This is a genomic window from Microvirga puerhi (assembly GCF_020089865.1).
Lineage (GTDB): Bacteria > Pseudomonadota > Alphaproteobacteria > Rhizobiales > Beijerinckiaceae > Microvirga > Microvirga puerhi.
Genome location: NZ_JAIRBM010000001.1, coordinates 463,504 through 483,576, shown reverse-complemented (window position 1 = coordinate 483,576; position 20,073 = coordinate 463,504). Strand labels below are relative to the sequence as shown.

At 61.1% G+C, this 20,073-nt stretch carries 18 protein-coding genes; 5 read left to right on the top strand and 13 right to left on the bottom strand.

The features are described from left to right. Positions 1–23 precede the first annotated feature (23 nt). From K9B37_RS02265 to K9B37_RS24835, 5 genes are all read right to left on the bottom strand, one after another. Positions 24–650: a response regulator transcription factor gene (locus tag K9B37_RS02265; RefSeq protein WP_224311154.1), complete on the bottom strand. Its 627-nt coding sequence runs from the start codon at positions 648–650 to the stop codon at positions 24–26. Next, positions 647–2,218 (bottom strand): sensor histidine kinase, encoded by a 1,572-nt coding sequence (locus K9B37_RS02260; protein ID WP_224311153.1) that lies wholly within the window; start codon positions 2,216–2,218, stop codon positions 647–649. The genes K9B37_RS02265 and K9B37_RS02260 overlap by 4 nt, the downstream gene beginning before the upstream one ends. 325 nt (positions 2,219–2,543) lie before the next feature. Further along, complete coding sequence (locus K9B37_RS02255) at positions 2,544–4,106, bottom strand: FAD-dependent monooxygenase (protein WP_224311152.1); 1,563 nt, start codon at positions 4,104–4,106, stop codon at positions 2,544–2,546. Positions 4,107–4,705: 599 nt separating this feature from the next. Next, positions 4,706–5,413 carry a class I SAM-dependent methyltransferase gene (locus K9B37_RS02250; RefSeq protein ID WP_224311151.1) on the bottom strand — a complete coding sequence of 236 codons (708 nt, stop codon included), beginning with the start codon at positions 5,411–5,413 and terminating at the stop codon, positions 4,706–4,708. Between the two features lie 60 nt (positions 5,414–5,473). Then, positions 5,474–6,253, bottom strand: coding sequence for an extensin-like domain-containing protein (locus K9B37_RS24835; protein WP_224311204.1), 780 nt, complete (start codon positions 6,251–6,253; stop codon positions 5,474–5,476). Positions 6,254–6,341: 88 nt separating this feature from the next. Here K9B37_RS24835 and K9B37_RS02240 point away from each other — a divergent pair, with 88 nt between their 5' ends. The 3 genes from K9B37_RS02240 (at position 6,342) to mazG (ending at position 8,620) form a co-directional block, all read left to right on the top strand. Continuing rightward, the gene (locus K9B37_RS02240; RefSeq protein ID WP_224311150.1) at positions 6,342–6,698 is read left to right on the top strand and encodes a DUF4186 domain-containing protein; all 357 of its coding nucleotides are present in this window, start codon (positions 6,342–6,344) and stop codon (positions 6,696–6,698) included. An 81-nt stretch (positions 6,699–6,779) separates the two neighbouring features. Beyond that, positions 6,780–7,676, top strand: coding sequence for a DMT family transporter (locus tag K9B37_RS02235; RefSeq protein ID WP_224311149.1), 897 nt, complete (start codon positions 6,780–6,782; stop codon positions 7,674–7,676). Positions 7,677–7,777: 101 nt separating this feature from the next. Beyond that, entirely contained in the window at positions 7,778–8,620 is an 843-nt protein-coding gene (mazG, locus tag K9B37_RS02230; RefSeq protein WP_224311148.1) for a nucleoside triphosphate pyrophosphohydrolase, read from the top strand. On the opposite strand, the gene hflX is transcribed toward mazG, so the two are convergent. From hflX to dusB, 7 genes are all read right to left on the bottom strand, one after another. After that, the gene (gene hflX, locus K9B37_RS02225; RefSeq protein ID WP_224311147.1) at positions 8,615–10,015 is read right to left on the bottom strand and encodes a GTPase HflX; all 1,401 of its coding nucleotides are present in this window, start codon (positions 10,013–10,015) and stop codon (positions 8,615–8,617) included. The genes mazG and hflX overlap by 6 nt on opposite strands. Position 10,016: 1 nt before the next feature. Continuing rightward, on the bottom strand, positions 10,017–10,271 hold the full coding sequence (gene hfq / locus K9B37_RS02220; protein ID WP_224311146.1) for an RNA chaperone Hfq: 255 nt from the start codon (positions 10,269–10,271) through the stop codon (positions 10,017–10,019). Between the two features lie 177 nt (positions 10,272–10,448). Beyond that, a complete protein-coding gene (ntrX, locus tag K9B37_RS02215) occupies positions 10,449–11,819 on the bottom strand; it encodes a nitrogen assimilation response regulator NtrX (RefSeq protein ID WP_224311145.1) in 1,371 nt (456 codons plus the stop codon). Continuing rightward, positions 11,816–14,065 (bottom strand): sensor histidine kinase NtrY-like, encoded by a 2,250-nt coding sequence (locus tag K9B37_RS02210; protein ID WP_224311144.1) that lies wholly within the window; start codon positions 14,063–14,065, stop codon positions 11,816–11,818. The genes ntrX and K9B37_RS02210 overlap by 4 nt, the downstream gene beginning before the upstream one ends. A 107-nt stretch (positions 14,066–14,172) precedes the next feature. Then, positions 14,173–15,633, bottom strand: coding sequence for a nitrogen regulation protein NR(I) (gene ntrC, locus K9B37_RS02205; protein WP_224311143.1), 1,461 nt, complete (start codon positions 15,631–15,633; stop codon positions 14,173–14,175). Positions 15,634–15,643: 10 nt separating this feature from the next. After that, positions 15,644–16,747: a two-component system sensor histidine kinase NtrB gene (locus K9B37_RS02200; RefSeq protein WP_224311142.1), complete on the bottom strand. Its 1,104-nt coding sequence runs from the start codon at positions 16,745–16,747 to the stop codon at positions 15,644–15,646. Beyond that, positions 16,747–17,766 carry a tRNA dihydrouridine synthase DusB gene (gene dusB / locus K9B37_RS02195; protein ID WP_224311141.1) on the bottom strand — a complete coding sequence of 340 codons (1,020 nt, stop codon included), beginning with the start codon at positions 17,764–17,766 and terminating at the stop codon, positions 16,747–16,749. Before dusB ends, K9B37_RS02200 begins: the two co-directional genes overlap by 1 nt. Before the next feature lie 156 nt (positions 17,767–17,922). Between dusB and K9B37_RS02190 the strand changes: the two genes are divergently transcribed. Together K9B37_RS02190 and K9B37_RS02185 are read left to right on the top strand one after the other, a co-directional pair. Continuing rightward, positions 17,923–19,113, top strand: coding sequence for a bifunctional 2-C-methyl-D-erythritol 4-phosphate cytidylyltransferase/2-C-methyl-D-erythritol 2,4-cyclodiphosphate synthase (locus K9B37_RS02190; RefSeq protein ID WP_224311140.1), 1,191 nt, complete (start codon positions 17,923–17,925; stop codon positions 19,111–19,113). A gap of 2 nt (positions 19,114–19,115) precedes the next feature. Then, positions 19,116–19,601, top strand: a complete 486-nt coding sequence (locus K9B37_RS02185) for a CinA family protein (protein WP_439651666.1) — start codon at positions 19,116–19,118, stop codon at positions 19,599–19,601. Here K9B37_RS02185 and K9B37_RS02180 read toward each other — a convergent pair whose 3' ends face one another. Beyond that, on the bottom strand, positions 19,602–20,072 hold the full coding sequence (locus tag K9B37_RS02180) for a type II toxin-antitoxin system RatA family toxin (protein WP_224311138.1): 471 nt from the start codon (positions 20,070–20,072) through the stop codon (positions 19,602–19,604). Position 20,073 lies beyond the last annotated feature (1 nt).

Sequence of the window (20,073 nt, the reverse complement as noted above, 5' to 3'; positions counted from 1 at the left end):
AGTCCCGAGCTGCTTCCGTAGGACTACGGAGGCATATCGCCCACACCGCTGCTGAGAACCAAGCGCACCATTTCGGCGACGGAGGTCGTACCGAGCTTTTCTGCAAGATTGGCACGGTGGGTATCGACGGTGCGTGGCGAAACACTCATAGCCCGCGCGATCTCCTTCGTTGTCCATCCACGGGCTATCAGATCGAGGATCTCGCTCTCTCGCTGAGTCAGGCGGGCTAGGAGCGTGCGTGCCTCGTTCGACTCGTCGATCTCGCGCCGCTGCAACTCCAGCTGCGCAAACCCGGCTTCAATGGCTTCGATCAGGACCTGTTCATCGACAGGCTTTGTCAGGAAATCGACGGCACCGCCTTTGAAGGCGCGCCGACACGCATTCACGTCGCCGTGGCCGGTGATGATGACAACCGGCATGCGCTCTCGCTCAGCCGCGAGCCGCTCCAGGAGCTGGAGACCGGAAAGTCCCGGCATCCGCACATCGACAACGATACATCCGATGGACTCCCTATTCCGGCGTTCCAGAAAGGCGAGGGCGCTCGGAAAAGGCTCAACGACGAACCCGACCGTCTTCAGGAGAATCTGGAGCGCCTGACGGACATCCTCATCATCGTCGATCAGAAAGACAGTGCGGCGAGGCGTTTTCATTCGGCGGCCTCTTTCGGGCTTTCTGCAAGCAGTGGCAGGTGCACTGTGAATATTGCGCCATCCACTGGGCCGTTTGCTGCCGTGATCCGCCCGCTGAAATTCTCGACCAGGCGCTCGCAAAGGGGCAGACCGAGCCCCATACCCTCGGGCTTGGTGGTGAAAAACGGCTCAAACAGGCGCGGCAGGTCGGCAGGGGGGATGCCTAGCCCCCTGTCCGTGACGATAATCGCGGCCCCGTTGCTATCGATGGCCGTCGCCATCAGCACCGTCCGCCGCTCCTGCGGCATGGTTTCGATGGCATCTGCGGCATTCCGGACGAGATTGTGCACGACCTGTTCGATGGAAACCCTATCGATCATGGAGATCGGCTCATCCGGGGTGAGGGCAAGTTGCAGGATAATGCCTCGTCGTCCCAGATCGCTCCGTACGAGATCTGCGACGTTGCGGACGAGCTGATTGAGGTTCGTAGGTTCGGGCATCGGCCCACTGTTCGACACATAGGCGCGAAGCCGGGCAAGGATATCGCCGGCCCGCTTGGCAAGGTGGACATTTGCCTCTAGCGCGTCAACGATCTCGCTGCGCTCCCAAAACTCGGAGCGCGCGACCCGAAGTCCCGCTTGGCTCCGACTGAGGATCGCGGTCAGAGGCTGCGTGAGCTCATGGGCGATGCCGGAGGCCATTTCTCCCACGGTGTTCACGCGCATGGCATGCGCGAGGCGGGCCTGATGCTCATGGAAACTTGCCCGTTGGCGGGCCTCTTTGGCGGCTCTGCGCTCGCGCAGGACGACACCCGCGAGCAACACCCCGATTCCGGTGATGGCCGCCACGAGCACGGCGGAGAGTGGTGGCAGAAGCTCGCCTAAAGTTGGGCGTCGGACAACCTGCAGCAAGAGCGGCTGTGACCGACTGCCGAGCGCCTTTTCGAAGGCCAGACCTGGCACGAGCCAGGCAGAAGGGCGTGTCACGCCTAACTGGACGAACTCTCGTCCCGAAGGGTCGCGCAAGGCGAGGCGGGTTTCTGGTGGCAGTTCTCCTTCCGTATCCACAAGCCGCCGCCCATCGACAGTCATAATCAAGGCACTGGCCCGCGACCCGTCGCCAGGAAGCCTTTTAACCAGATGGTAAGATGCATCGTCGTCAGGTTCGGTCGTCACGGCGGTCTGACCCGGAACCAGCTCGGCCGCGATTGTTGCGAATTTGCTGCTCTTCAGCTCGTCGAGCCAGGACCTGCGCGTGCTGAACACGAGGTCCGAAGGAGAGACGATACGGACCACGTCGATAGCGGTAATTCGAGGATAGAAGCGCAGAACTGCCTCGGAGACGGCATCCAGGGTCGCAGACGACCGATCAGGGGTTGCCAGCACGGCTGCCAAGCTCGTCAGGTGCGCATCATGCTGGTCCGCTCGCTGGGAGACAATGCGGTGCAAAGTGCGGGCTTCAGTCTCGAAGTCGTCGCGAAGCCGGACGAAGTTCACAGCGGCCACAGCAACGGCCGCTGTGGCCGCCAAGGCCAACCAAGTCGCGAGAGCGCCTGCAACACGACTATTCACGAACATGGATGAAGGCATGGGCGAAAAAGGAACATCCTGGGAGCCTAACGTCATGGTATCTTTTAGTCGACGGAAGGGTCAGAGCGTCGTCAGGGTGTGTTCGCAAAAGAAGCGTCCATAATGTCCAGCTGACAAGAAAGGTACGGCCGTAGCGAGGAGTTTCACGGATATCAATGCAGGTTCCATAATATATCTTATGCGAAATGGGTCTAATGCTGCAACCTTCCCCAGCCCAAATTGGATTGGCTCCCCTCCATAGCTGCTGTGAGTATCATAGTAGGTCCGTTAGGTGATGATGAGCTTGTCGCCAGCGATACGCTGCCCGACCTCGACCGTATCGGTCCTATGCATTTTCCAAATCCATACGGTTCAGTGGCTGCACGCTTTGGTCATCCAGATACCGCTCCAACGCGCCCGGGTTGGCACCCGCGTCCACCAAGCCGATATAGCCGTCCGGACGCACCAGATATACGGCGCCGCGCCTGATACCTGCATCGGCTGTTGCGGGCCGCCAGGAGAAGACGTGCAGCGCCAACCCCCGTCTCTCGCAAAGCTCCGCGATTCCGGCACTGCACGTGCCATAGACGTGAACCTGCCAATCGCACGATCGCAGCGGTGCAAAGTTATCGCCCCGCCCGTTCGATCCATCACCGGTCGCGACCCAAGGCAGGCGGTCGCCGCCTTTAACATGTCCAGCGTCGCCCATGCTCAAGCGGCTGCAGCGATAATTCACCCCAATTTGCGAGATCGTTCGGAACATGAAGCGACGGATGAATGAGAGCGAGACCAACGCAGGCAGCAGGCGTGGTACCACCTTGATGCGAACAAACCGCGCTAGGGAGCCGGGGCTGTTCACAAACGTAAAGGCTCGATCGGTCGTCGCCACCAAGCGACGAGCGAAGGCGATCCGCTCCGGCTCATAGGTGTGCAGCAGGGACACATTTGCTCGCTCCTGCAGGACAGCCACCAGTTTCCATGCCAGGTTTACGGCATCTCCGATGCCGGTATTCATGCCCTGCCCGCCGACCGGACTGTGAATATGCGCCGCATCGCCGAGCAGAAACGCGCGGCCCTGCTGGAAGCGGTCTGCTACTCGATGATGGACATGGTAGGTTGAAAACCAATTGACCTGTTTGACCTGGATGCTCAGCCGCTCGAACAGGCGCTGGCTCACATCATGCCAGGACGGCGCCCCGTGCCGAGCTTCCGCCTCAGCTCGCACCGTACCGATCAGACGAGCTCGTCCTGAGCCCGCCATCGGAAAGACGGCCAGGAGATCGACATCATCCAGGGCCACGTGCAGTTCGTGGTCCATCACCGGTCCTGTCGCATCGACGTCCGCTACGTAAAACAGATACCTGTATGTGCCGCCTGGAAAGCCGATTTTCAGAGTTTCACGCACTGTGGAATGCGCCCCGTCACAGCCGGCGACGTATGCCACCTCGCACGCCTCTTCAATCCCGTTCGGTCCGCGCAGGCGTGCAAGCACATGGTTGCCACGCTCTTCAAAACCAAGGAGTTCAGTTTCGCGTTCGACCTTGGTGCCTGCTTCAGCCAAGCGATCGATCAGAAGTTGCTCGTGTTCATCCTGCGGAAAGATAATCAGATAAGGAAAGGGGCTGAGCCCCTGCCCGATTGCGCCGAGGCTAACGTGCGCAGCTTTCCGGCCTCTCACCCATAGATTTACAGCGGCGAACTTCAATCCCCGCGTGACAACCGCCTCCGCCAAGCCAAGTTGATCATAAAACTCGAGCGTCCGCGCGTGGACCACCAGAGCGCGCGAAGTCGTGCCGGGACCTGCCGTTTTGTCGATGATACGCACGCGCAGACCGAACCGGCGCAGGCATAGGGCCAGGATCAGACCCGTCGGCCCCGCGCCCACAATGAGTACTTGCGTATCAGACATCGGCGGACCTCTCGTAGTCGGTGTTCGTCCAAATATCCACCTCCGTAGGCGGATCGTCTCTTCCTTCGACCAAGAGCATGTCTGGGCAAGTGTACCCTTTTCAGGAAGTTAAACCGGACACGAACACGCGATCATACAACGTAGATTTTCAATAGATGCGACAGATCGACAAGTCCGGCGGCGGGTGGGAACCAAGGGGGGATATAGGTCTCTTCTTTCAGCAGATATCGCGAATTCGTTCTGGGGAGAGGTTGCCATGCGTACACTCTCGCTTATTGCAGTGCTTACCGCCGTTACGCTAACCGCCACGACAGCCAGGGCTCAGACCAGCCAAACGACCCAACCGGATCAAACAGGCGCTGCAGCCTCGTCTTCTACGGCGCCCTCGACTGTTCCCAGTCCGAGCGAGCAGAATGTGCTGACCATCGATAACTCGCTCTTGCAGCTGGATCAGACGCTGGGATCCGCTGAGCAGTCCGAATTCGATGCTGATCAGCAGCTGCTCGCCCCGGTCCCTGCCTTGGTCCCTGCTCCACCGCAGATCCCGATCGGATCGGACCTCGGGTGTCCAAAAGGCTCTATCGGTTGCTGAGCACAGCCTATGCAGAACATAGTTCCGGTCGACAGACCAGAACGAGGTGGTCCCAATACACGCCCTCGCCCAGGACGTGGTGAGAAATCTCAAACTTGGCTGCTCTCATCTCATCCAGAATTTCGTCAACCGGCTTGAGAGTTCGATAAGGCCGCCCTTGATCGACGAGTTGCCGCATCTGCGCGTCGTAATGCTCGCGAAGGGCCTCGATCTTCGGCTCGCCGCACATCGTGCTGACCACGAATACACCGTCCGGCCGCAGAACCCGGTGGATTTCGGCGAGGCATTTCGACCTCGTTTCACCGAGAAGACAGTGAAAACAGTTTCCGTCGACAACGAGATCGAATGTCTCGTTTTTGTGGAAGGGCATCGCACCGACCGTGCCCTGCCTGAACTGGCCCTCCATTCCCGTCTTCTCGAATATCTCCCGGGCCCAGGAGATGGCCGTCGCGGAGAGATCGATCCCATCGATCCGATAGCCTTGCGCGGCAAAAAGAGCAGATACCATGCCGTTCCCGCAACCCAGCTCGAGCAGTCGAGCTGGAGGCTGCGGAAAATCCGGGAGTTCCCGAAGATGTGCGATCGAGTCGATCCACCCGGCCTGACGTCGCGCGTGATTTGGGCCGCCCCAGCCCGGCTCATTCGTGAGACGTAGACGAAGGTACTCGACCTCCGGATCGGCAACCATGCGTCCGTCGAAAACAACTTCCGTCATAAAGTGCCTTCCGCAGCCTTATCCCTGCCTGGCCCCGGGGAAACCGGATACTAAAACTGCTTACTCGCAAATTCGATAACGGTCACTCGATCCATGCTTCTGAATATCGACATGAAGGTGATCGGTATGCGCTGGGTCGGAACCTGGTCCAAGGATGGTCGTAAACCAGCCGCACGCTGCCTTCCGCAACACTGCCATCGCTTGGTTCCGCCTGCCATCGCTTCCAGGCTTGATCTCGAGCTTCGATCCGTCGGCGAGGTCGAACGAGGAAATATCGATGGCCTCGCCCTCTGCATGAGCGGACAGCTTGCCGGATGGGGAACCGTTCCGGTTTCTGCACTCGAAGCCAGGCCCCGTGCTGACGGACAGCAAATCGCTGCCCAAGCTGCCGCTGATCGCTGCTGCGGCAAGCTCCCCGATCCACTGCCCGAAATTTTCGGCGAAGGCGCAAGCAAGGATAGGACGCTGAGCCAGGCTGACAGTTCTCCCAGGGCGAGTTGCAACGGGGACGGATATCAAGCGAACTGGCTCATCGATTCGGCAGAGCTGGTTTCCAGTTTTTGGTGGCTCGACATGCTCGACACCAAAACCAGCTTTCTTCAGGCGATCCAGGCAGCCTCCGATATCGATCGCTGGCGTTTCCGCAGATGCCGCTTCCGGCGTGTTGGGTTTCGGTGTCCCGGTCGGCGAAGGTTCAGGAGAAATCGGTCGGGGAGGCGGCAAGGGAACTTCGGCCGCGGAGACGGAGACCGCCGATGCCCAGACGAGAAACAGGCCTGAAAAGACTGACAGGAGCGGGGTTATGGCCCCTCGCCCGCTGGAACCGATACAACCGATCATATGGTTGTTTATAGGTCGATCCAGCCCGATCTCGACTCCGATGCCGGTGAAGTCTGCGGCCGATGCATTCGACATCTAGGAAAAATACGTGAGAAATATTGACGAAGTTTTTGAAAAGCTGAAGAAATCTTCATTTCGGCAAGGCTTCCACCTTCGTCCGGAGGAGCGGACGTACGTAACGGAGAAGGGGCTCGACCTCGTCAAGGCCCACGCAAGGGATTTCATCGATAAGCGCCTGGCGCCGGCTTACCCAGCGAGAGACGGAAAGCAGACCCCATTTCGCGGCCACCCGGTCTTCGTCGCGCAGCATGCGACGGGCACCTGTTGTCGCTCATGCCTGGAGAAATGGCATGGAATCCGGCACGGACATGCCCTCGACGATAGCCAGAAAGCCTATATCGCCGGAGTGGTGGAGCGATGGATCCGCGCCGAAATGGCTTCATGAAACTGTCCTACTCGCCTTGCACATACCTGACCATCGGTTGCTGCGGTTGATTGCCGCCTTCAAACGGCCGTAAGCAGAGCCATGATCCTGCGCGACTTTCTCCTCATGCTTTTGGTGTGCCTCACGTGGGCGGCACATACCGTCGTTAGCAAGATCGTCGTCTCGGGCATGGAGATCCCACCCCTTTTTTATGCCGCCATTCGCTACGGGATTGTCGCTCTTGCCACCGTTCCATGGCTTCTACCCATCCCTAAGCCCGGCTGGCGCATGGCTATCGTCGGATTTCTCATGGGTGGCGGCGGGTTTGCGCTGTTCTTCCTCGGCATCAAGACTGCAACGCCTTCGAGCGCTGCCATCGTAGGCCAACTCGGTCTCCCAATGACCGCTCTTCTCTCCGTCGTCATGCTGGGGGAAAAGATCCACTGGAGACGCGGCGCAGGCATCGCCCTCACCTTTCTCGGCGGCCTCATCGTCATGTGGAACCCAGGCGAGCGATTTCCCATCTCCGGCGGTCTGGCTTTCGTCCTTGGATCGGCTTTCGTGTCGTCCCTTGCCGCAGTCATGATGAAGCAGATTACCGGCGTGAAGCCATTGCAGTTTCAGGCTTGGGTCGGTTTGGCGTCGGCGGTCCCGCTCGCGGCTCTTTCATGGGGGCTGGAGACGAGCCAGATCTCGCTTGCATTTCACGCAGGCTGGCCTTTCGTTGCGGCAGTGATGTTTTCCGCTCTGATTGTCTCGCTCATTGGCCATACGATCTACTACGACCTGATCAGGAAGTATCCGGCCAACCTCATCGCACCGCTTCTCATCATGAACCCGCTGATGACGGTCGTCTTGGGCATTTTGATCACCGGCGACCACTTCGATCTCCGTATGGCGATAGGAACAACGCTTGCGCTGTGTGGCATTCTGATCATCACGCTCGGCGGCAATCGGCTCATGCCCTTAGCGAGGGGGTTCGCCAAACGGCTGCGGTGATGCGTCGGCAGGTCCCCTACTAGCCCGCGCCCTACTCTGTCGTTATGGCTGATGCGCAACGAGACCATCGCTGGAGCACGATCGATCCCATGAACGGCCCGATGAAGCCCTCCCGAGACGTTGCACGTCTGATCGAGATCATGGCCGCCCTGCGGACGCCGGGAAGCGGTTGTCCTTGGGACCTGGAGCAGACCTTCGCATCGATCACTCCCTATACTCTCGAGGAGGCCTATGAGGTGGCGGATGCCATCGAGCGTGGGGACCTCGGCGACCTCAAGGAGGAGCTGGGCGATCTGTTGCTTCAGGTTGTTTTTCACGCGCGTATGGCCGAAGAACAGGGGGCGTTCGCCTTTCCTGACGTCGTGGAGGCGATCACCCGCAAACTGATCCGCCGGCATCCCCATGTCTTCGGCAATGCCCGTGACCTCAGCCCGGCTGAGGTGAAATCACTTTGGGATGAAATCAAGCGCGAGGAGAAGTCCGAGAGGCAGGCGGATCGGATGCGTCTGGGATCGGCTCCGCTCTCCGCGGCGAGCGAATTTCTCGGCGATATTCCCTCAGCCTTCCCTGCCCTCACCCGTGCCCACAAGCTCACCACCAAGGCGGCAAAGGTCGGCTTCGACTGGCCCGATCCAGCCCAGGTGATCGACAAGATTCATGAGGAGCTAGACGAGGTGAAGGAGGCGGCCGCGTCGCAAGAGAAGGATCGGGTGGAGGATGAAATTGGCGATCTTCTTTTCGCCGTCTCCAACCTTGCCCGGCATTACGGCATCGACCCTGAAAGCGCTTTGCGCCGAACGAATGCCAAGTTCGAGCGCCGCTTCAGGCAGATCGAAACCGGCTTGCAGCAACAGAAAAGGACGCTCGATGAAGCGTCTCTCGAAGAGATGGAAGCCTTGTGGGTCGAAGCGAAGCGCCGCGAGCGGGATCCCGAGGCGTCATAACACCTTCGCCTGAGGGAACCGGTTCAGGAAGCGGGGCTCCTTGCCGGCTACGAGGCGCACCTGAAGGATCGAATGGCCTGTTTCGGTCGTCCGACGGTCCAGGATTTCGGTGTTCTCGTGGAGCCAGGCGAAGCCCTGCCCGTCTTCCGGCGCGATATCGACCTCATAGCTCGATCTGCCGGTTGCAAGATGCTCCTCGATGGCCGTGAGGAGGTCCGGGAGACCCTCCCCCGTCAAGGCCGAAATGAGAATAGGACGCCCCTCCTCCGATGTACGGTGAGAAGTCGTGTCCAACCGTTGGCGGTCATCGGGCGAAAGCAAATCGGCCTTGTTCCAGACCTCGACAATCCGTCTCGTATCGTCGGGATCGATGCCGAGCTCTCTCAGGACGAGCGCCACATCGTCGGCCTGCGCCTCGGTCTCACCGTGGGATACGTCTCGGACATGGAGCAGGATATCCGCCTCGATGACGTCCTCCAGGGTCGCTCGAAAGGCCGCGACCAGCATGGTCGGCAGTTCGGAAATGAATCCGACCGTATCGGAGAGGATCGCCTTCTCCCCATGCGGCAGATCGATGGCCCGTGAGGTAGGATCCAGTGTGGCGAAAAGCATGTTTTCCGCCAGAACGTCGGCAGCCGTTAGGCGATTGAACAGGGTCGATTTGCCGGCGTTCGTGTAGCCGACAAGGGCGACGATCGGATAGGGCACTCGGCGACGGCTGGCCCGATGGAGCGAACGGGTCTTTACGACCGTTTCCAATTCCCGCTCGATCCGCGTCATCCGCTCCTGAATCATGCGGCGGTCCGCCTCGATTTGCGTCTCGCCAGGGCCGCCAAGGAACCCGAACCCGCCTCGCTGACGCTCCAGATGGGTCCAGGACCGCACAAGCCGCCCTTTCTGATAGGAGAGATGCGCCAGCTCGACCTGGAGTGTGCCTTCCTTGGTCCGGGCCCGACGGCCGAAGATTTCGAGGATAAGGCCCGTGCGATCGATCACCTTGGCGCCCCAGGCTTTCTCGAGATTGCGTTGCTGGACGGGGCTGAGTGCGCAATCCATGACCACCAAGCCGATGTCCTCGGCCCGTATCAATCCGGCCAGTTCTTCGACCTTGCCGCTGCCGATATAGGTGGCAGGCCGAGGAGCAGCGAGCGGAGCCATGATCGAATCGACGATATGAAGGTCGATGGCCCCGGCCAATCCGGTCGCCTCATCCAGCCTTGCCTCGGGGGGGCGCGGATTATCCGCCCCCTCCGGTTGGTCAGAGCCGGCGGAAAACCGCCTTCTCCGGGTCAGGTATGGGCCGACGACGAGCGACCTCGTCCCTGCCGCAACCTCCTTTTCAGGCTCGGCAAGCTGCGCCAGACGCTGTTCACCCGGAGAAAGGGGTTCCGTCACTTCAAGCCTTTTCGCTCGCCTCGTCGATTTGGTCGAAGAGTTGAACAGGCTGTCCCGGCATAATTGTGGAAATGGCGTGTTTGTATACCAGTTGAGAATGACCATCCCTGCGCAGGAGAACGCAGAAATTGTCGAACCAGGTCACCACGCCCTGGAGCTTGACGCCATTCACGAGAAAGATCGTGAGAGGTACTTTGTTCTTTCGGACGTAGTTGAGGAAGGTGTCCTGAAGGTTCTGCGTGCGATCGCCCGCCATTGAAGTTGCCTCGTCAGCCCGTCGCCGCCGATCTTGGCTTTGGGGCCGCCTCTATATGGTTGTCCGCCCGAGGGCAGTGGTCGACCGGCGCACTTATTACAGGGCGAACCATAACGTTAAGCAAGAGGTCTCCCTCTTCTTATATTCAAACTTGACGTAATTTCCCGTGGATCGCGCCTATCCGCCAATTCCGAGCGACTTCAACTTACGGTGTAGCGCGGAGCGCTCCATGCCGATGAACTCGGCCGTTCGGGAGATATTTCCGCTAAACCGCGCGATTTGGGCGAGCAGATATTCACGCTCGAAAATTTCCCGTGCGTCGCGCAGAGGCAGACTCATCAGCTTCTCTCCCCCTGCCCCGCCCGGGGTGGAAGGCACCAAGGTCCCGATCTCGGACGGGAGCATGTCCGCGGTGACCGCGGCCTCCGGATCTCCAGAGATGAGAATCATCAGCCGCTCCACGTTGTTGCGCAGTTGGCGCACATTCCCAGGCCAATCGTGGGATTGAAGAACGGCCATCGCGTCATCGGCGATCCGGCGCTTCGGGAGGCCCGTGGCGGCGGAGATCTGGTCCATGAAGAACTCGATCAGTTCAGGGACATCCTCCCGTCGCTCTGCCAGGGACGGCACTCGAATCGGCACGACGCTGAGGCGATGAAACAGATCCTCCCGCAGACGGCCCGAGGCGATCTCGGCCGGCAGATCGCGGCTCGAAGAGGAGATGATGCGAACATCCACGTGGACGCGCGTGGTGCCTCCGACCCGTTGGAAATTCTGGTCCACCAGAACGCGCAGAATGCGGTTCTGGGTTTCACGGGGCATGTCCGCGATCTCATCGATATAAAGCGATCCGCCGTGCGCTTCCTCAAGCGCTCCGACCCTCCGCCCGCGACCGTCCTCGCCTTCCGTGCCGAAGAGCTCAGCCTCCATATTCTCCGGCGTGATCGTTGCGGCCGAGAGCACGACGAAGGGGCCATTGGCTCGCATCGATAGGCCATGAATGGTGCGTGCCGTCAGCTCCTTGCCGGAGCCGGGGGCCCCGGTCACCAGAATCCGGGCATTGGTCGGTGCTGCCCTCTCGACAGATTGGCGCAGCTGATTGATTGCGACGGAGCGCCCGGCGATTCGGCTCGCCTGCACTGACCGGGCGCGCAGGTCACGGACCTCACGCTTGAGCCGCGAGGCTTCGAGCGCGCGCTCTGCGACCAGCACGAGCCGATCAGCCTTGAAGGGCTTTTCAATGAAATCATAGGCCCCCAGTTTGATCGCCGAGACGGCCGTCTCGATATTGCCGTGGCCTGAAATCATCACCACTGGCAGATCGGGGTGCTGCTGCTTGATCAACTCCAGGACCTGAAGTCCATCCAGGCGACTGCCCTGCAGCCAGATATCGAGAAACACGAGATGTGGGCGGCGCGCCTCGATAGAGGCAAGGGCCTCGTCCGAGGTTCCGGCCGTACGCGTACGATGTCCTTCGTCCTCCAGAATGCCGGCGACCAGCTCGCGGATATCGGCTTCATCGTCCACGACAAGAATATCAGCGCTCATAGGCCCGCCCCCCGTGAATTGGCCGTGGCGGCCCCATCCGAAGTCTTTTCCAATGCAACATGTGTCGTCTTTGGTATCCACATACGAACCTGTCCACCCCGTCCGTGAGGGTTATCGACAAGGTCCATGCCTCCCCCGTGCTCTTCCAGAATTTTGGCAACGATCGGGAGCCCCAGTCCGGTTCCGCCGTCCCGGGTCGTCATGTAGGGCTCGAGCAGCCTTTGTCGGCCCTCAACCGGAAAGCCTTTGCCGTTATCGGTGATCGCGAGGATCAGGTAGGCTGGGTGCGTGTCGTCCAGAAGGACGGAAATCCGCCCGTCTCCGCGCTCTTCGTCCGGCACGGCCATGATCGCTTCCGTTGCATTCTTGACGATGTTCGTGACGGCCTGCGACAGAAGCCGCCGGTCGAATGGCGCGACGACCGGCCTTTGCGGCAACTCGTCCACGAACTGGATCTCAGGATGGGCGATCCGCATCATGAAGACGACCTGTCGGATCGTCTCGACAAGATCCTCGTCGCCGATGGTCGGCTTCGGCATTCGCGCGAAGGACGAGAACTCGTCCACCATCCGCTTGATGTCGTCCACCTGCCGGACAATGGTGGCCGTGCATTGGTCGAACACCTCCCGGTCTGTCGTGATGACCTTGCCGTATTTGCGGCGGATGCGCTCGGCGGAGAGCTGGATCGGCGTGAGCGGATTCTTGATTTCGTGTGCGATCCTGCGCGCAACATCGGCCCAGGCAGAGGTGCGTTGTGCCGATACGAGGTCCGTGATGTCGTCGAGGGTCACCACCAGTTCACGCTCCTCGCTGCGGATATGTTCGCTTGTGACGCGAACGTTGATGGTCCGCTCCTTGCCTTTGCGGGCCATCTGAATCTGCTTCTGGGTCAGGCGTTGACGGCCGTGCTGCATCTCCTCGATGAGGTCCGCTATCTCAGGGAGGACGGCAACGATCGGTCGTCCCAGCAATTCGTTCGCGGAGGCCGACAACAGGGCCTCTGTCGAGGGATTGACGATCGTGATCTGTCCCTGCCCGTCGATGCCGATGACGCCGGCCGAGACGCCGCCCAGAACGGCCTCCGTAAACCGCCGCCGGCGGTCGATGAGTTCGCTCGCTGCCGTCAGTCCATCATGTTGGTGGCGCAGCTCCGAGGTCATCTTGTTGAAGGTTTCGCCCAGATGCGCGAGGTCCCCCTCCCCGCGTCGGACTGGAACCTGAACATAGAAATTCCCGGTCGCCACCTGGTCGGTGGCATGGATGAGACGGCGGATCGGCGCGACGAGACGGTTGGCGAAGTTCAGGCCGAACCAGATGGCCGACAGGAGCACGATCAGGGCAATCAGCGCGAACATCGACGCGAAAGCTACTTGAATCCCGACCTTCTTCTGTTCCAACGCCTCGTAGAAGGCCACGCCCGCTTCGGCGACGGGGGGGAATTCCACCGCCCGTGGATCGACTTCACGGGCCACGTAGAGAATGCGCCCGCCGTGAGCCTGTAATTTCAGGATCGAACGAAACACGTTGCCGCTGCGAGGAAAGAGGCAGAGCGCCTCGTTCTCGCTCGCCTCGCGGAGATCGTCAGGCTCGGGAGGTTGTATCCCTTCGATGGGCTTCGCTTCGAGCTTTTCGACAACCGTGCCGTCGGGCTCCAGCAGCTCAACGAAGGGGAAGCCCAGGAAGACCGCGCGGGAATTCATGAAGTCTTTGAAGACCTTGCGGTCCGCATCGTAGAGGACCTTCGCGCGGTTCAAATCCGCCGCCATCAGCTGCGTCTCGCGCGCGAGGGTACGGCACTGGAGTTCGCGATAGGATCGCGCAATCTCCACCGTATTAACCATCAGATCCTTTATGGAGCCCGTGAACCAGGGATCGAGTCCCCGCTCCAGTGTGACTGTCGCGACAGCCGCCACGAGAATTGCCGGGAGGACCGCCACAAGGCTGAAGAGTCCCACGATCCTCACGTGCAGCCCGGCTGCGGCCGCTCCGGCGCGGCGCTCGTGCATCAGTCGCTTGGTTTGCCAGGCGACGATGCCCAGAAGCAGCAGAATGAGGACGCCATTAAGGATAAAAACCCAGATCACCACGTTGTGTGTGGGGAGAATCGGGGTCAATCCGGCAAGCACGAGGAACGTCGTGAGGGCCGATGCCAGAGCCAGCAGAACGGCGGTCGCGCCCAGCCATCCGAGACTGCGCTGGACCAGGTCGCCTGTCTGGCGTTGCGCTGGATTGTCTTGTTGTATCAAGACCGGTGCCCCACGATTGAGGCGCTTGAGAAGGTGCGCCTTACAGATGGGTGATGCACCAACACAACACTGTGGTCAAATTATTACATCCGAAGGGATGACCCAGCTCAGCGTCCGCCCGATCGCACGACCTGAAGCTCCAGGTCCCGGACTTTCTTCCGCAGGGTGTTCCGGTTGACGCCGAGAAGCTCAGCGGCGCGGATCTGGTTCCCCCGGGTAGCCGCCAGGGCGACGCCGATCAGCGGACCTTCGATCTCTCGGAGGATACGGTGATAGAGGCCGGGCGGCGGCAGAGTATCCTTGAAGCCGGAAAAATACTCGACCAGGTGGCGCTCAACCGCATCGGAAAGTCCTTCCGAGATGGCGGACGGTGTCGCGGGTTTGCCCGTGGGCTGCGGCATTGGCAGCGGCTGGGCATCGAGTTCCGCATCAATGATGGCGCCCGTGATCGTGTCCTGCGGATAGAGAGCCGCCAGCCGCCGGATCAGATTTTCGAGCTCGCGGACATTTCCCGGCCAGCGATAGCGCTTGAGACGATCCATGGCTTCGGGGTCAAGCTGCTTACGGGCGAGACCTTCCTTCTCGACCAGGGCGAAGAAGTGCCGGGTCAGATCCGGAATGTCCTCCACGCGTTCCCGCAAGGGCGGAAGTCGCAGCGGAACGACGTTGAGGCGGAAGAACAGGTCCTCTCGGAAAAGACCCTGCTGGATCAGCACCCGCAGGTCCTTGTTGGTGGCCGCGACGATGCGGACATTGGTCTTGATGGGAATGCGACCGCCGACGGTCGTGTATTCGCCTTGCTGCAGAACACGCAGCAGCCGCGTCTGCGCCTCCATGGGCATGTCGCCGATCTCGTCCAGGAAAAGCGTCCCGCCCTCCGCCTGCTCGAATCGGCCAGTGCTGCGAGCCATCGCCCCGGTGAAGGCTCCCTTCTCATGGCCGAACAGATCGGATTCGATCAGCTCTCGCGGAATTGCCGCCATGTTCACGGCCACGAACGGCCCTTGGCGGCGTTTGCCGTAGTCATGGAGGGCCCGGGCGACGAGTTCCTTGCCGGTGCCCGACTCGCCCGTAATCATGACCGTCAGGTCGGTCGGCATCAGCCTGGCAAGGGCGCGGTAAATATCCTGCATCGCGTGGGATCGGCCGACGAGGGGAATCTCCCCCTCCTCCGACGATTGCGGCTGATGGAGCGGGGTCCGGGGCTTGGCCAGGGCGCGTCCCACCACAGCGACAAGTTCCTTCAGGTCGAAGGGCTTCGGCAGGTATTCATAGGCTCCGCGCTCGGAAGCCTTGATCGCTGTCATGAAAGTGTTCTGGGCGCTCATGACGATGATCGGCAATTCCGGCCGCAGCTTCTTGATGCGCGGCAGGAGGTCGAACGCATTCTCATCCGGCATCACCACGTCGGTGATCACGAGGTCGCCCTCCCCTTGGGCGACCCACCGCCACAGAGTGGCGGCATTGCTGGTGGAGCGTACCTCGTAGCCGGCGCGGGACAATGCCTGGTTCAGCACGGTCCTGATGGCGGCATCGTCGTCAGCAAGAAGGATCTGTCCGCTGGGCATGGTCGGAGCCTCACAATTCGGCCTCGCGGCCATCATTGGCGCGATGCATGGGCAGGAGAATTCGGAAGGTGGTTCGGCGGGGCGCCGGGTCGCATTCGACGATGCCGCCATGGTCTCCGACGATCTTGGCGACGAGGGCGAGCCCGAGGCCGCTTCCCTGCGCTTTCGTGGTCACGAAAGGATCGAAAAGATCGCTCGCCAGATCGGGCGGGATGCCTGGCCCGTTGTCGCTGATCGAAAGGTCGATCGGCAGGCTGACCTTTTCCCGCGCGCCCGGGACCTGAAGGCGGACACCAGTGCGAAATGCGGTAGATAGAACAATTTCGCCGTCCGTCGCGTCGATGCCGATGGCCTCGGCGGCGTTCTTTACAAGGTTGAGGACCACCTGGATGAGCTGATCGCGATTGCCGAGAACCGGCGGCAAGGAGGGGTCGTAGTTCTCGACGAAGCGGATGTGACGGGCAAAGCCGGATTGAGCGAGGCGCTTCACGTGATCTAGCACGCCATGGACGTTGACAGGACCCCGCTCGACGGGGCGCTCTTCGCCGAAAAGCTCCATGCGCTCCACGAGTTTCACGATCCGATCGGTCTCGTCGCAGATCAGGCGCGTCAGCAGCCGATCGTCATCGGCAGCGGATTGCTCCAGGAGCTGTGCGGCGCCGCGGATGCCGGACAAGGGATTCTTGATCTCGTGGGCGAGCATCGCGCCGAGCGCCGTGATGGAGCGTGCAGCCCCGCGATGCGTGAGCTGACGATCCATCTTGTCCGCGATGGTGCGCTCCTGAAGCATGATGACCACATCGTCGCTGTCATCGCCGAGTGGAGTCGCGAAAACATCGACGATCCGCTCCGCGCCGATCCTGGGGCTGCCGATATCGACCCGATGCTCGCTGACGCTCGCTCCCCTCTGCCGGACATCCTCCGCCAGCCCCACGACGGGCGAGCCGAAGGGCACGAGATCGGCGAGCCTCTGACGCTGCATGACGCGCAGGCTGATCTCGAAAAAGGCTTCTGCGGCCGCATTGGCATGCCGGATGCGCCCGTCGATACCGATCGTCAGGACGGGCAACGGCAGCGCATTCATGATGTGATCGTTGATATTCTGTCCGATCATCACGCGGCCTCGCGGATTGGATCTGCGTAGAGACCACCGAGGATGTCGCTCACGACCTTCGGATCGTCCGACGTGACGAGAGCGAGCCGGCGCTCCGCATCCACATGGAAGCCGGCAGCCGATGCGACGTCGGCATAGGCTGCCAAGTGCTTGCGGGCATGACGGATACCGACGTGAAGGCCGTAGAGCGATAGAAGCCCGTCATAATGCTCGAGCGCGACTTCCGTCCTCGTTTCCGGCGTCACATCCGGGACAGGCTGTCCGTTCAACGCCGCGCCGATCTGCCCGACGAGCCATGGTTGCCCCATCGCCGCACGTCCGATCATGACCGCGTGAGCGCCGGAGGTCTTCAAGGCGCGACGGGCCTGGTCGAGGGAGCCGATATCCCCGTTGACAACCACCGGCAGACTGACCGAGGCGGAAACGCATGCGACGGCAGCCCAGTCGGCCTCTCCCTTGTAGAATTGCTGCCGGGTTCGGCCATGGATCGTTACAGCCTTTGCGCCGAGGGCTTCTGCACGCCGGGCCAGCTCCGGCGCATTGATCGTCGCCTCGTCCCAGCCTAGGCGCATCTTGACGGTAACGGGAACGTGGGCGGACGAGACGGTAGCCTCGATCAGCCGGCAAGCATGGTCGAGATCACGCATGAGCGCGGAGCCGGCATAGCCGCCGATCACCCGCTTGGCCGGGCACCCCATGTTGATGTCGATGATGTCGGCACCGGCATCCTCTGCGACGCGGGCTGCCTGCGCCATCCATTCAGGATCACAGCCCGCGAGTTGGATCACATGCGGCGTGATCCCGCCCCCTTCCGCTCGAAGGCGGGCTTCGGCTGAACCCTGGACGAGTTCGTCTGAGGCGACCATCTCCGAGACGACGAGCCCTGCCCCCATGCGCCGCGCAATCTTGCGAAAGGCCGCATCGGTAACTCCCGAAAGCGGGGCGAGCACAGCCGGAACCTCGACCAGTACCGGACCGATCGCCAGAAGAGCTTCGCCTAATTTTTGATCAGAATTCATTGTGCCTAATCAATAGCCAGAATCGAGAGCGATGCAAGCGCCTCGGTTGAGGCTGGATTGCGCCTCGTGGAGCCATCGCCTTGGTGAAGCACCTGATTTGCCTTATGAGCACAACGCCCTTACGACAGCTCATCTTTGATGGAGGCCACGAATCCGATGTCCGTTGCCGCCCTTATCGTCGCTGCCGGGCGTGGCTCTCGGGCGGGAGAAGGCGTTCCGAAACAGTACAGATCCCTCGCCGGACGATCGGTCCTTGCACGGACCCTCGAAAAATACCTGTCACATCCGGGCATCGCGCGGATCATCACGGTGATCCACCCCGATGACAGGGTTCCTTACGAGCGCGCGGTCGGCGAAGTCGGGTGCCGGACGGAACACCTATTGGCTCCTGTGGCGGGAGGTGACACCCGCCAAGTCTCGGTGCTCCACGGTCTGGAGGCGTTAGAGAGTTTGCGGCCCGAGATCGTGCTTGTTCATGACGCCGCTCGCCCGTTCGTCGATTCGACCCTCATCGACCGAGCAATCGACGCCGCGGGGCGTTTCTCTGCGGCGGTCCCGGGCATCGCGGTCACCGATACGATCAAGATCACCGATGACAGTGGCAAGGTCGTCTCGACCCCTGACCGGGCGAGGCTTCGCGCCATTCAGACGCCCCAGGCCTTCCGATTCCAGGCGCTGCTGGACGCCCATCGAAAGGCGCACGCTTCAGACCTGAAGGACTTTACCGACGATGGAGCCTTGGTCGAATGGGCCGGACGTCCGGTCCTCGTCTTTGAGGGCGATCCTCGCAATACCAAACTGACCCACAACGCAGACTTCATCAGCGCCGAGAGGCGCCTGACCGAGAAATCCATGACTTACCTCACACGCTTCGGTACCGGCTTTGACGTTCATGCCTTTCAAGAGGGCGACCATGTTTGGCTCGGCGGAATCAAGGTTCCGCATGACAAGGGTGTCGTGGCCCACTCCGATGGCGACGTGATCCTGCATGCCCTGACCGACGCCATCCTCGGTGCTCTCGCAGACGGCGACATCGGTACGCACTTCCCTCCGAGCGACCCGCAATGGCGCGGCGCCTCGTCGGACCGCTTCGTTGAGCATGCCGTCGCTCTCGTGAGGAAACGAGGTGGGATCGTCGATCACCTCGACGCGACTCTCCTTTGCGAAAAACCCCGCCTTGGCCCCTACAGGGAGGCGATGAGGCAGCGGATCGCCGGGATTTCAGGTCTCAGGCTCGATCAGGTTTCGCTCAAAGCCACGACCACGGAGAAGCTGGGCTTCACCGGTCGCGGCGAGGGGCTTGCCGCACAGGCGGCCGCAACCATTCGCCTGCCGGAGAACGATTGATGATGGGCAGCCTTAAGGAACGCGCCGGTCTGATCATTGCTGCCTATGCAAAGCGGGGATGGATGCTCGCAACAGCAGAATCCTGCACGGGAGGCCTCGTCGCCGGTGTTCTGACGGAAATCCCCGGATCATCAGCTGTCGTGGAGCGAGGTTTCGTCACCTATTCCAACGAAGCCAAGGCGGAGGCAATCGGTGTCCCCATGGACCTCATCATTGTGCACGGCGCCGTAAGTGAGCCTGTCGCGCGCGCGATGGCGGAAGGAGCTTTGGCCAATTCGAGAGCCCAGGTCGCGGTGGCAATCACTGGCGTTGCGGGGCCAACCGGAGGAAGCGCCGCCAAACCTGTCGGGCTCGTCCATTTCGGCCTCGCACGAAAGGGAGCATCGACGATCCACCTGGAGCGACGCTACGGGGATCTTGGCCGAGAGAATGTCCGCCATCGCGCCGTAGAAGATGCTTTGAGCCTGCTGGAGCAGGCACTGACCTGATCAGGCCTTGGCCGTGAGGGATGAGGGCCGGTAGATCTCGTCTGCTCGCTCCTCGAAGGCCTCCGCAAACTTGCGGAACGCCTTGTCGAAGACCGCACCCATCAGGACGCCGAGCGCGAAGCTCTTGAACTCGTAGGTGATATAGAACTCGACGTCGCAACCCGTCGGGGTTTCCCGGAAGGTCCAACGGTTTTCGAGATGTTTGAAAGGACCGTCAATGTATTCCACCTCGATGCGCAGTCTCGGGTGATCGAGCTCTACGCGGCTTATAAAGCTCTCCCGAATGGCCTTGTAGCCGACCGTCATGTTTGCGACGAGCGTCTCGATCCCCTCCCCGCTCTGGGCTCGGCGGACGATGCGAAGGTCCTCACAGAGAGGCAGAAATTCCGGGTAGCTTTCGACATCGGCTACCAGAGCGAACATCTGTGCAGGCGTGTGCTTGACGGATCGGGTCGAACGGAAGGACGGCATG